Source organism: Streptococcus equinus (genome assembly GCF_900101445.1).
In the GTDB taxonomy this organism is placed as follows: domain Bacteria; phylum Bacillota; class Bacilli; order Lactobacillales; family Streptococcaceae; genus Streptococcus; species Streptococcus equinus_B.
In genome coordinates, this window is the sequence record NZ_FNKE01000001.1 from 1,422,366 (window position 1) to 1,434,977 (window position 12,612).

Below are 12,612 nucleotides of genomic sequence, written 5' to 3' on the forward strand. Positions count from 1 at the left end.
ACTCCTTTCTAAACATAATTTTGTTAACTTTCTAATCGATTGACCCCATTCGGTTAAGTGGCCAAATTCTTAAGCTTAGTTTCCCAACTAACTGTTCACTATCTACTGGGCCGACAGCTTTATTACGTGAGTCTACCGAAACCTCTCGGTGGTCTCCCATCACAAAGTACTTACCATCTGGTACTTGATAGGGTAACTCGATATTAGTTTCTCCATAATTTTTCTCACCACTTTGTAGGTAAGGCTCGTTAATCTTTTTCCCGTCAACAGTGACATTTCCTTTTTTATCAATGTTAACCCATTGGCCTGAGGTTGCAATAACACGTTTTACCAAAACTTTGTTGTTATAATAAAAAGCTACAACATCTCCCTGTTTCAAATGCTTTTTGCTAACAGAAACAACCATGTCCCCAGCTTTCAAAGTAGGAGTCATTGAATTTCCGTAGATTTGTAAAACAGGTAACCAGATTGTCGCAACCAGTACGGCCAATGCTGCTACCGTTACTAACGTAAAAACAGTACTGCGTAAAGTACGAATATAGCGTTCACGATATTTAATCTTTCCCAATTCTTTTGAAAGCTCATCAGCTTTTGGTAAATCGGATAAATTAATTTTCTGTGATTTTTTATCTAATGGTTTCATGTTAAAAACCTCAGCTTCTTACGCTTCATCATCCGCATTATTCTTGGCATCTGCCATACGTTTTACGTTATAAAGATACGTATCCGCTGCTGCCTGTGCCTCTTCAAAAACTTTACTAATTGCCAAGGCTGCTTCAGCGATAGAACCCGCATCAGTGACTTCTAGCTCACGACGCTCAAGTTTACCTTCAAGTTCTTTAACTTGATCTTGAAGTTCTTCGATTTCTTTTGCCTGCTCCACAAGCAACTCAAACAAATCTGAGCGACGCAGTTTTCTTAATTGTTTAGCATCAAGCACGGTAGGACCTCCTTTTTAGTATTCGTTTTCACATAAAACTCACATAATTTTAAATGTATATTTATTCTTATTTTGAAAAAATAAAGACTAGATAAACATTTTTTCATTTTGTCGTTTTATATATCTAGGCGTTTTGAAGAACATTATAATATTTTTTCGTGATTTTGAAAAGGGATTTTGTGCAAGTGATACTTTTTTTAAGATTTTGTTTCCTAGTTCTAATTTTCTTAATATTTCGTCCTCTATCGTTGTTAGGAAAGCTAACAATGATAAACTTCTAAAGTCGAATATTGACATAATCATAGGATTGATGTAGCTTAATTTTTAGCTTTATGTTACAATGCTAAATTGATTAGGTATAATTTTTGGTCTTTTCAGAAATATTACATCATTCAAGTAGAGGATTGTTTATGACAAATTTATCAAAAAAACATCAACAAGTTTTAGAAACTAAACAACGTTTATCAAAAGCACTTTATCTACTGATTACTGAACGACATTATGACAAAATCACTATCTATCAAATCTTAGACAAGGCCACTATCTCACGCCGAACATTTTATCGCTACTTTGATGATAAAGCTGACTTAATGGATTTCTGTCTAGAAAACTTTGTCAAAGGATACTACCACCAACGCGATAACTTTATCGTGGCGGAAAAACCTGAAGACGTCTTCTTAGTTACCTTGAATTTTATGTATGACAACAGAGCATTTATTTCATCACTTGTTAAAAGTGGTCACTTTGCGCTGCTTACAGAAAAATTCAATCAAAAATCTGCCCAAATCTACAAAACCATCAATCTTCCATGGTGTGTTTACGATACTGTAGATAGCAACATCGATTACATTTCCAAAGGGTTATTCGGTGCTTATCTTAACATCCTACAATTTTGGTTAAGTAAAGACGAGCCTGAAGAACCTGAACTCATTGCAAAAAACTTATCCCTTCTTTTTAATTCTATTCCTAGTTACTTCAATGCTCCTTCAGAAGAACATATTGCGATAAGAGATAAAAGATAGGGATATTTATTTTTCAGAAATTTTTTGTGATCATGTCTGTAAAACCTTTCTTGACAGCTTTTTTTGGTAAAGTTGACAGGAAAACCGCTAACATTGACAGATTTACCGTTTTCATTTTGCCAAAGGTTGACACTATAATTTTTTAGTTGACAGGATTTTAATAGTTAGTTGGCTAAACAACTTATAAAAATACCACCTTATCCACAACTTATAGCAAATCGTTCAGTAAAAATTGCTTGATAAACTATTCTTTATTTTGTGTTCCCGCTGATAATAGGTTTCCTTTTGGAAATCTCAAATAGATAAAAAGTCGGTAAAAGTTCTTTTTACCGGCTTTTTTGCATGAAATTTTCACATCATTTAAGCCTATTTTATTAAAAAAGGTAAAATATCTTGAAAATTCGCTTATTTTTACACAATTTACACACAGTTATTCACAACTTGTGGATAAGTATGGTTATATACTGGGGATAACTTGTGTATAAATTCACCAAGAATCCTTTCATATCAAGCTTTAAGAGCTATCCACATTTTTTGGAAAAAAGCTGTTAATAACTTTTATTTTGGGCAAAAAAAGTAGCCAATTCTTGAAAATCAGCTCCTTTTTCCACAATTATAGTAAGTCATCACGACTAACTTGCTCAAATTTTTGATCGCCATCATTTAATTTATCCCAAATGATAACTTTTCCGGCTTTCAAAGACTTCTGAACATCAATGATACGTTGGTTAGATGATCCACGAAATTGTAACATCAAATTCTTCTTAGTAATATCAAAGCGACCATCTACCAAAATATCAATTAGGCTTAGCATTTCTAGTTTATCTGGTGTTTCTTGCATCATTTCTTCCCAAGTATATCCAGTCCAAGACCAAATATCTTTTTCAGGAAGTTCACGGCGCACGCGCTTAATTAGTGGCAAAAGAAAACCTGTATTTAAGAAAGGTTCTCCACCAAGAAGCGTCAAGCCTTGAACATAAGGCTGCGCCAGGTCAGCCATAATTTGCTCTTCTAGCTCTTGTGTGTAAGGCTGCCCTGCCTTAAATGACCAAGTTGCAGCATTATAACACCCTTTACAGTGGAACATACAACCTGACACGTAAAGTGAGTTACGCACCCCTTCACCATCAACAAAGTTAAAGGCTTTATAATCGATAACGCGACCTTGACTTAATTCTTCTGACTTCCATTCACCAGGCTTGGGAGTATTCCAGTTTTTTTCTTCCATCCTAGCCTTCTTTCTATTTTTAATTCCTATTATAAGTAAATCAATCTTCCAAACTTATCCAGTAACGCTCAACAGCATCTAAAATATCTTCAAGCTGGCCACCATTGGCTAATATTACCTTACGGCTACCTTCATTGTCATCATGACATGTGACCAAAGCTTTAGTGATGTTTTTCTTCTTCGCTTCTAATAAACCTAAGCGCAGTTGCTCTTTAGCATATCCTTTGCGGCGTTCAGTTGGACGAATAGAATACCCAATATGGCCGCCTTGTTTTAAAAGATTCTCATTTAAGCGTAAGCGCAAATGCAAAAATCCCAAAGCCCTGCCATCATCAGCAAATGAAACAAACTGAACGGCTGGAACAAAGTTTGCAGGCACATTAATCCCCATTTCGCTCAGGCGATTACCTTCAAGCCAGTCCTCATAATCAAAGTTATCCACATCCCAGAAACCACCATCATGGGCAGACTGGCTCATTTCAAACTCTTTCATCATCTCAATAACGGCTGCTTTATCTGATAATTCAGGTCTTCGTAATTGCATAGGCTTACCTCTTATTTACTTTTTTTCTTCGCTTTTTCCAAAAATTGTGCTTTCAATTCATTGACACGCGCTTTTTTATTACCCTTAGAAGTTGAATGTTTTTCATGAAAACGTTCGACTTGTTGCATGCCTTTATAATCTAATTGGTATTTTCCCACGATTTTTTCCTTTCTTCAAGTTTTTTATCAATATAATAAAGAAGCTGGGACAAGCGTCTCCAGCTTCAATATGTCATGAAACTGTCTAAACCATAATTATTGGTTAACGAGTCTTATTAACAACTCTTATCTTTGTGCATGTGGTAGTCACCTGGATTTTTAATTGTTGAACCATTCATGTGTTTAACACGCGCAGAAATTTCTTTGTGACGACCATTAACCATTGGACGAGCTTGAGGGTTACCAAGGTATCCACAAGTACGTTTAACAACGTCTACTGATTTTGGATCGCTGTTACCACAGTTCGGACAAACAAATCCACGTTCTGTTGGTGTGAAGTCTCCTTCAAAACCACATTTATAACAACGGTCGATTGGTGTATTTGTACCAAGGTATCCAACACGTGTATAAGCATAATCCCAAACAGCTTCTAGAGCTTTTGGATTTTGTTGAAGAACTGGGTATTCACAGTAGTGAATGAAACCACCAGTTGCACCAGCTTCTGGGTAAACTTTTTCAAAGTCCAATTTTTCAAATGGTGTTGGATTCTTACGTACATCATAGTGGAATGAGTTTGTGTAGTATTCTTTATCTGTAATATCTTTAACAATACCGAATTTCTTAGTATCAAGACGGCAGAAACGGTCTGTCAAACTTTCAGATGGTGTTGAATAGATTGAGAAGTGATAATCATATTCGTCTGACCATTCAACACAGTAATCTTTCATCTTACGGATAATGTCAACTGTGAATTCTTTTGCTTCTGGATTAGTTTCCCATTCTGGTCCGAAGAAGACTGTTCCGACTTCGTAAAGACCGATGTAACCAAGTGATACTGTGGCACGACGGTGACGGAAAAGTTCATCAACGTTATCGTATTTACCAAGACGTTTACCGAAAGCACCGTATTGGTAAAGGATTGGAGCATTTGCTGGAGTAGCTTCTTTAACACGTTCAACACGATAAACAAGCGCATCTTTACAAATTCCCATACGTTCGTTGAAAAGTTCCCAGAATTTATCCATATCACCATGTGATTCCATAGCAATACGTGGAAGGTTGACTGTAACAACTCCAAGGTTCATACGACCTGAGTTCACTTCAACGCCATTTTCATCTTTCCAACCTTGAAGGAATGAACGACATCCCATTGGTGCTTTGAATGAACCAGTCAATTCAACGATTTTATCGTATGAAAGCACATCTGGATACATACGTTTTGTGGCACATTCCAAAGCTAATTGTTTGATATCGTAGTTTGGTGTGCCTTCTTCAAGGTTAAGACCACTCTTCAATGTGAAGATTAGTTTAGGGAAGATAGCTGTGCGGTGTTCGCTACCAAGACCTTGGATACGAATTTTAAGAATAGCTTTTTGAATTTCACGTTCAAACCAGTTTGTACCAAGACCAAAACCAAGTGATGTAAATGGTGTTTGTCCGTTTGATGTGAACAAAGTATTGATTTCGTATTCAAGACTTTGCATCGCATCGTAGATATCTTTTTTCGTTTTTGTACGTGCGTAGTCTTCGCGGCGGTCTTCAGCAACCCATTCCTCAGCATCTTTTAAATGCTTTTTGTAGTTAAGTTCAGCATATGGTGCCAAGAATTCGTCGATACGGTCTGCAGTACATCCACCGTATTGGCTTGAGGCAACGTTAGCAATGATTTGTGAAATTTGTGCTGTTGCAGTTTGGATAGATTTTGGACTTTCAACTTCAGCATTACCAATCTTAAAGCCGTTCCCCAACATTCCCTTGAAATCAATCAAGCAGCAGTTTGTCATTGGAGTATATGGGCTGTAATCAAGGTCGTGGAAGTGAATATCACCTTTTTGGTGAGCGTTGGCAACGTGAGCTGGCAACATTTTAAGACCGATTGATTTACCAACGATACCTGCAGTCAAGTCACGTTGTGTATTGAAGACTTCACTATCCTTGTTAGCGTTTTCATTAACGACAGTTTGATCTTTGTTCAAAAGTTTATCAATTGAAAAGTTGATATCTGTCGCTTGAGAGCGCGCAAAATCGCGTTTTGTACGATAATTAATATATTCTTGAGCAATTGCGTATTCATTAGCTTCTAAAAGTTCATGCTCAACGATATTTTGAATTTCATAAATTTTGACGTTGTCTTTGAAGCGATCAAAAATTTCAGCAACGATATTATCTGAAATAGTTTCTAATTTTGCTTCAACAACCGGTGACATTTTTGTCACGTTATTGCTTGCTTTAACCAAAGCATTATAAATTTTATCTGAATCAAAGTTTACAGAACGTCCATCGCGTTTGATAACTTTTACAGTAGGTTGTGCAGCAATTTTTTCTTTTTCTAATGTAATCATATGAACACTCCTTCTTACTCGTCTATTATAACACGGGACAAAAAAAAAAATCAATATCTTGTGGTCACTTTTTTTGTTAACCACAAGATATTGCGTTTTCCTTTATTTTTTATGATAGACGGTAAAGCCTGTAATACCGCCGATTTGGACCTCTTCATAGTTAGAAGAAAAATTATTTTTAAGTGAATCAGAAATTTTTTGGTCCTTATTGACCACAATATATGACCCCATATTTTGTAGCAATTCATCTTCTAAAACTTTTTCATTAGCAGATTTAGCGGTATTCACAACTGGAGATGTAAATTGTGAACTACTTGCTAGCTTACTATTGATTCCAATTTTAGATGAGTCATCCCAAACGTAGACAGTATCATCTTTAGTCGCATTTTTGGCAAGATAATTTGCAATGATACCACGTTCACTATTGGCATTAGCAGATAAAACAGTGTGCACCAAAGGCTGCCCAACACCAAAGACAAGCACTAAAATTGGCAAATAGAAGTGACGTTTAAGATATAAGCCAAAAATTCCAGCATTGTCTGATGCTTTTCTGCGACGGTGTGATGTTTTAGTCAAACTACGTTGATATTGTTCACCCAAAACGATAGCAGTCAACACCAAACCAAAAGGCAGTGCTGCCAATAGGTTATAGAATTGGTAACTTTGTGTAAATAAATCAATCGCAAAGAAGACGATAAAGACTAGTAAAATAAGCCATTTAGCTACCTTATCTTCACCTTTGACAACTTTTCCAAATGACACCGCACCAAGCAAAAGCCCTGATGCCAAAGCCAGTACAAGTTGGAACAACAAAGTCAAAATCAAGTTACCATCACTTACTGCAAAATTAGTAAATTGGTAAACAATAGCTTGTGTAATATAAGGTGACAATACTTGCGCATTCAAGATAAAGTATCCAGCTGTGTAAAAGACTAAAATAGTCCCGAAAATAATACACAACAATTGGTAGAAACCACGCGCAAAATGTCTTTGTTTCAAATTAAAGACGATAATTGTTAGGAAAGAAAGCGCCCAGAACACCAAAGTACGTGGTTCTAGAAGCATAGCTGCTGCGCCCGCAAATCCATATAAAATAAAGGCTTCATCCTTGATAATATCAGCAAAGTATTTTGTTAAGAACCACAATGAGACCATAACAAAAGGCATTGCAAATTGGATAGGATACAAACCACCAAAACCAAGGGCAACATTAAGTAGATAAAAAGCCCCACTAAATGCCACTGCCACACGTTGGCTGTTGGTGAAATAGTTAACCAATTTATAGAAATAAATTCCTGATAAATAGAAAGTAACGATTTGAATTGGAACCAACCACAGCGTCGAACCAAGGTAATAAGCCAAGGCAATCACTGCATAGTACAAGAAGCCACCTGTTGCAAACATATCTGTAAATGGAAGATGTCCTTGCGTAAACATTAATCCAATATAAAGATTTTGTGATTGTAGGCTATTTGCCATGTCTGTAAACATTGGCACGGCTACTGATAAGCAGCTCACCACAACACTCAATAACAAAATATAAAGTTTATGAGGTTGAGGCACTTTTGTTCGTCTAGAAGGTTCTAGATGACTGCTAACTTCACCGATTTTACGAGATGAACGACTATAAGATGATACAGCCGTCTGATCTACATTTGCTTGTTCTGATGTATTCACTTATTCTCTCCTTGAATTGTCATACTCTAAGTATAACAAAAACTAATCATTAGTCAATTTACTAAGGATAGCACAGTAAGCTAAAAGTTCCCTAAAACGGTGACGTGGCTTGGATTGGTAGCGTTTTAGGAAATCCTTTTCTTTTTTACTTAAACGACTGTTTTTGTCCATAAAATAACCTCCTTTATTTTACTTATTCGTAAAATAAAAAAAGCCACTTTTGACTTCCTTAGTATAACTAACAAAAAAGAGGCTAGGAATACTCCTAACCTCTCATCGTACAAACTTAGTCTTCATCCAAGAAGCTGTTGAAAACTTCTTCAATCATATCCCATTCAGCATCTGAATCTTCAGGGATTGGTTGAAGGTCGCCTTCAGTACCATCTTCATTTTCAGTGAATGAGTAAGCTTGAATTTCAATTTGACCTTGTTCATCTTCTTCAGCACCTGCTGGTACCAAAAGAACATAGTTTTTACCGAATTCTTCGCGACCATCGATTGTCAAAAGAATTTCAAAAAGTGTTTCATTACCTTGTTCGTCTACAAGTGTAATAACTTCATGCTCGTGATCATGGTTATGATCGTGGTTATGGTTATGTGCCATAATTTTCTCCTTTAAATGAATTAATGATTAGATTAAAACATTCTATCTAAATAATTTTGCAAAATAAGCTGTGCAGCTAATTTGTCGATAACTTTTTTACGCTTACCACGACTAACGTCAGCCTGTTCTACTAGCATACGTTCTGCTTGAACAGTTGTTAAACGTTCATCTTGATAATCTACAGGAATATTGAAAAGTTCTTTAATTTGGTCACCGTAAGCTTTACTTGCTTCTACACGAGGTCCTTCAGTATTGTTCATGTTCTTAGGTAAACCAACCACAAACTTATCAACTTTATACTGTTTAACTAACTCTCCAAGTCTTTCAAACCCAAACTCGCCAGCTTCTTCATCAATTTTGATAATTTCTACGCCTTGTGCTGTAAAACCAAGTGGGTCGCTAATCGCTACACCAACAGTTTTTGAGCCGACATCTAGTCCCATGATTCTCATTTCAAATCGATTCCATTTCCTTTGAGATAATAGCGGACAAGCTCTTCAACAATTTCGTCACGTTCGTATTTACGAATCTGATTTCTGGCATCATTGTAACGAGGCACATAAGCAGGGTCACCACTTAGGACATAACCTACAATCTGATTAATTGGGTTATAACCTTTTTCATCAAGAGAGCGATAAACCGTTGTTAAAGTTTCACTAATTTCTTTCTTGTTGCTATCGTCTAAATTAAAGCGTACAGTTTCATCTGTAAATCCCATACTTACACCTTCTTTCTAAATAGCTGTCACCAATTATTATAGCTTATTCACTAAGATTTCACAAGAATCTGACTTTATTTAACCAAAGTTTATTGAGATTCCCAAGAATTTTCAGTAAAAGTGGTCAGAAAAGCTGACATAAAAAGGATGTAAACTTTTTCATTTTTCCACTATTTAAGCTTTATTTCACACTAATCAAGAGTTAAAAAAAGACACCAAATGGTATCTTTTCTACTATATATTATATTACAATGCTGCACGAAGACGAGCTTCGGCATTTTCCACATTACGAATTGAGCGTGGCAAGAAAGCACGGATATCATCCTCTTTATAACCAACTTGAAGACGTTTATCGTCAATCAAAATTGGGCTTTTTAGGATACGTGGATTAGCTTGGATAAGGTCGATAACCTCACTTAAGCTTAATTCTTCAATATCGCAGTCAAGTGCTTTTGCATAACGGTTTTTAGAAGAAACAATACTTTCAATACCGTTTTCTGTTTTTGTTAATATCGCTAAGATTTCTTCTCGTGATAGTGGTTCTTTTCCTAAATTCTGTTCTTTATAAGGGAGCTGATGAGCGTTGAGCCATGTCTTGGCTTTCTTACAGCTTGTACAACTTGAAATTGTGTAAATTTTAATCATGTGCACTCTCACTTTCTATCCCATGATAGTTGTATTATAGCACACATACATAATGGAGCACATGGGACCTAAGACCTATTTTTTCGAAAAGTCAATTAAAAAGATTTATTTTTTTTGCAAAAAATAATCCCTTTTGAGGCAGAAATAATCAAAAAAGCCTGAAACGCATCGTTTCAAGCTTTAAAGTGCTTTCAAAATTATTCTTCAATTTCAATCGCATCGTCCAAATCAAGAACAACTTCATCTACATTTTCAGTAGTTGCTGCTGATTCTTCAGAAAGTTTTGCTGCTTTTTCATCTTCAGTTTCTTCAACAAGCCCATAATGAACACGAACTTTGTGGTCGATTTCGTCAAAGATTTCTGGGTGATCTGCCAAATATTTCTTAGCATTTTCAGAACCTTGACCAATCTTCTCACCGTTGTAAGAGAACCAAGCACCAGCTTTTTTAATGATATCCAAATCACTAGCGATTTTAATCAATTCACCAGTGCGTGAAATTCCTTCACCATACATGATTTCCACTTCAGCTGTTTTAAATGGTGGAGCAACTTTGTTTTTAACAACTTTGATTTTAGTTTCTTTACCAATATTGCTATCTTTTTGATCACCAGTACCTTTGATTTGTGTGTTTCCACGCACATCTAGACGAACTGAAGAGTAGAATTTAAGGGCACGTCCACCAGGTGTAGTTTCTGGGTTACCAAACATAACACCAACTTTTTCACGTAATTGGTTGATAAAGATGGCAATTGTTTTTGTTTTATTGATAGAAGCTGACAGTTTACGCATAGCTTGACTCATCATACGAGCTTGCAAACCAACGTGGTTATCACCAATGTCGCCATCGATTTCGGCACGTGGAACAAGAGCGGCAACAGAGTCGACAACAACAAGATCAACCGCACCTGAATCGATCAATTTTCCAGCGATTTCAAGACCTTGTTCTCCTGAGTCAGGTTGTGACAAAAGAAGTTCATCAATATTAACACCAAGGGCTGCTGCATAAGCTGGGTCAAGGGCATGTTCAGCATCGATAAAGGCTGCAATACCGCCTTCTTTTTGAGCTTGTGCTACAGCATGAAGGGCAACAGTTGTTTTACCTGAACTTTCAGGACCGTAGATTTCAATGATACGTCCTTTAGGGTAACCACCTGCACCAAGAGCGATATCAAGAGCCAAACTACCTGAACTCATCACTTGAACTTTTTGTTCAGCGCGTTCACCAAGGCGCATAACAGCTCCCTTACCAAAATCTTTTTCAATTAGTTTCAAAGCATCATCAAGTGCTTTTTTACGCTCATCACCGAATTTCTTCGTGATAGCTTCTGTTTTCTTTGTCTTTTTAGCCAAATTTTTCCCTTTCTGTTTGTTCGAGATACTAGCTCTATTATAGCAGAATTTAATCTTGTAATAAAGCTTGACGTACCAAGTTAAAAGCATACAAACATGCAATATGACGCACGTCTGAACGGCTTCGTCCACCTATGAGAACACGAATAGAATGAACTTTTTCTCTAGTAGCAATACCAATGAAAACTGTTCCCGCTGGGTGACCTTCTAAGCTATCTGGTCCTGCAACTCCTGTCAATCCAATCCCAAAATCAGCATCTGTTAACTTACGAGATTGCTCAGCCATTTTCTCAGCTGTAAAATGACTAACAACCCCATGTTCTTGCAAATCTTCTAGCGGAATCTGAAGCATTTTTGATTTTTCTTCAATACTATAAGTCACAAAACCACCATTAAAGACTGATGAAGAGCCTGAGAAGTCTGCAATACTTGATTGAAATAGTCCTGCTGTTAAACTTTCCGCAGCCGTGATGGTCTTGTGTTTTTTCTTAAGCAAATCAAAAACAACACGCGCCATACTATTATCGTCACCGTAACCATAAAGCAAATTTTCAAGCGGAATGCTATTTAAAGTCTTCTTAGAAAGAATTTTTTGCTCTAGCTGGTCTAGTTTTTCCTTAGCTGATTCCATGTCGTCTGCTTTTGTAGACAAACGCAGCGTTACTTCGCCTGTCTTAGCATATGGTGCAATGGTTGGATCTGTTTGATTGTCAATCAAATCTGATAAAACAGTCACCAACTGGCTTTCTCCAATGCCAAAGAAACGCAAAACACGAGAGTAAAGCTGCTTATGGTCACTAGATAACAAAGGCACTAAATAATCCCAGACCATTGGCTTAAGCTCACTTGGTGGGCCAGGAAGAACAACATAAGTAACGCCGTCAACTTCAAGCACGCCACCAACAGCTAGGCCAGTGCTGTTTTGCAAAGGAGTTGAACCTTCAATGAGTTGTGCTTGACGTTCATTGTTAGCTGTTCTTGTAAATTGAGGACGTGTCGCAAAGAACTCATCTAGACGTTTACTTGCCTGTTCGTCAAAGACCAAGTTACGCCCTAAATATTTTGCTAAGGTTTGCTTTGTCAAATCATCCTCTGTTGGTCCTAAGCCACCACAAAGAACAACTAAATCGCTACGTTTACTTGCCAAATCAATGATAGACAAAAGACGTTCTTCATTGTCCCCAACAGCTGTTTGGAAAAAGACATCAATCCCTAACTTGGCAAATTCTTCTGATAAAAATTGTGCATTGGTATTTGTGATTTGTCCTGTTAAAATCTCTGTTCCTACAGCGATAATCTCAGCTTTCATAATTGCCACCTACTTATCTATTCGTAATTTAGTTTTATTCTATCAAAAAATGCTGAAAATTAATGACTTTTTG

Annotated in this window: 15 protein-coding genes; 1 reads left to right on the forward strand and 14 read right to left on the reverse strand. The window is 36.7% G+C overall.

All coding sequences use genetic code 11. The annotated features are described in order from the left end of the window. Positions 1-31 precede the first annotated feature (31 nt). Positions 32-643, reverse strand: coding sequence for a signal peptidase I (lepB, locus tag BLR83_RS07070; protein ID WP_074561005.1), 612 nt, complete (start codon positions 641-643; stop codon positions 32-34). 18 nt (positions 644-661) lie between these two features. Beyond that, complete coding sequence (locus BLR83_RS07075) at positions 662-940, reverse strand: DNA repair protein (RefSeq protein WP_074561006.1); 279 nt, start codon at positions 938-940, stop codon at positions 662-664. A gap of 410 nt (positions 941-1,350) precedes the next feature. Here BLR83_RS07075 and BLR83_RS07085 point away from each other — a divergent pair, with 410 nt between their 5' ends. Continuing rightward, positions 1,351-1,962, forward strand: coding sequence for a TetR/AcrR family transcriptional regulator (locus BLR83_RS07085; protein ID WP_074561008.1), 612 nt, complete (start codon positions 1,351-1,353; stop codon positions 1,960-1,962). A 613-nt stretch (positions 1,963-2,575) separates the two neighbouring features. On the opposite strand, the gene nrdG is transcribed toward BLR83_RS07085, so the two are convergent. The 12 genes from nrdG to BLR83_RS07135 all read right to left on the reverse strand — a co-directional run bounded on the left by nrdG (position 2,576) and on the right by BLR83_RS07135 (position 12,539). Next, positions 2,576-3,190 carry an anaerobic ribonucleoside-triphosphate reductase activating protein gene (nrdG, locus tag BLR83_RS07090; protein WP_074561009.1) on the reverse strand — a complete coding sequence of 205 codons (615 nt, stop codon included), beginning with the start codon at positions 3,188-3,190 and terminating at the stop codon, positions 2,576-2,578. 40 nt (positions 3,191-3,230) lie between these two features. Beyond that, on the reverse strand, positions 3,231-3,734 hold the full coding sequence (locus BLR83_RS07095) for a GNAT family N-acetyltransferase (RefSeq protein ID WP_074561010.1): 504 nt from the start codon (positions 3,732-3,734) through the stop codon (positions 3,231-3,233). Positions 3,735-3,745: 11 nt separating this feature from the next. Next, positions 3,746-3,892, reverse strand: a complete 147-nt coding sequence (locus BLR83_RS09975) for a hypothetical protein (RefSeq protein WP_200796313.1) — start codon at positions 3,890-3,892, stop codon at positions 3,746-3,748. A gap of 116 nt (positions 3,893-4,008) precedes the next feature. After that, positions 4,009-6,234 (reverse strand): anaerobic ribonucleoside-triphosphate reductase, encoded by a 2,226-nt coding sequence (gene nrdD / locus BLR83_RS07100; RefSeq protein ID WP_074561011.1) that lies wholly within the window; start codon positions 6,232-6,234, stop codon positions 4,009-4,011. Between the two features lie 102 nt (positions 6,235-6,336). Next, positions 6,337-7,911 (reverse strand): glycosyltransferase family protein, encoded by a 1,575-nt coding sequence (locus tag BLR83_RS07105; protein ID WP_074561012.1) that lies wholly within the window; start codon positions 7,909-7,911, stop codon positions 6,337-6,339. Positions 7,912-7,953: 42 nt separating this feature from the next. Then, positions 7,954-8,082, reverse strand: a complete 129-nt coding sequence (locus tag BLR83_RS10085) for a hypothetical protein (protein ID WP_268844488.1) — start codon at positions 8,080-8,082, stop codon at positions 7,954-7,956. 115 nt (positions 8,083-8,197) lie between these two features. Beyond that, positions 8,198-8,515, reverse strand: coding sequence for a DUF1292 domain-containing protein (locus BLR83_RS07110; RefSeq protein ID WP_006531413.1), 318 nt, complete (start codon positions 8,513-8,515; stop codon positions 8,198-8,200). Positions 8,516-8,547: 32 nt separating this feature from the next. Next, entirely contained in the window at positions 8,548-8,967 is a 420-nt protein-coding gene (gene ruvX / locus BLR83_RS07115) for a Holliday junction resolvase RuvX (RefSeq protein WP_020917593.1), read from the reverse strand. Further along, positions 8,964-9,233: an IreB family regulatory phosphoprotein gene (locus BLR83_RS07120; protein ID WP_003066890.1), complete on the reverse strand. Its 270-nt coding sequence runs from the start codon at positions 9,231-9,233 to the stop codon at positions 8,964-8,966. Before BLR83_RS07120 ends, ruvX begins: the two co-directional genes overlap by 4 nt. A 246-nt stretch (positions 9,234-9,479) precedes the next feature. Then, entirely contained in the window at positions 9,480-9,878 is a 399-nt protein-coding gene (gene spx / locus BLR83_RS07125) for a transcriptional regulator Spx (RefSeq protein ID WP_004233512.1), read from the reverse strand. Between the two features lie 197 nt (positions 9,879-10,075). Further along, positions 10,076-11,230 carry a recombinase RecA gene (gene recA / locus BLR83_RS07130; protein WP_039696214.1) on the reverse strand — a complete coding sequence of 385 codons (1,155 nt, stop codon included), beginning with the start codon at positions 11,228-11,230 and terminating at the stop codon, positions 10,076-10,078. A 49-nt stretch (positions 11,231-11,279) separates the two neighbouring features. Then, the gene (locus BLR83_RS07135; RefSeq protein WP_074561013.1) at positions 11,280-12,539 is read right to left on the reverse strand and encodes a competence/damage-inducible protein A; all 1,260 of its coding nucleotides are present in this window, start codon (positions 12,537-12,539) and stop codon (positions 11,280-11,282) included. Positions 12,540-12,612 lie beyond the last annotated feature (73 nt).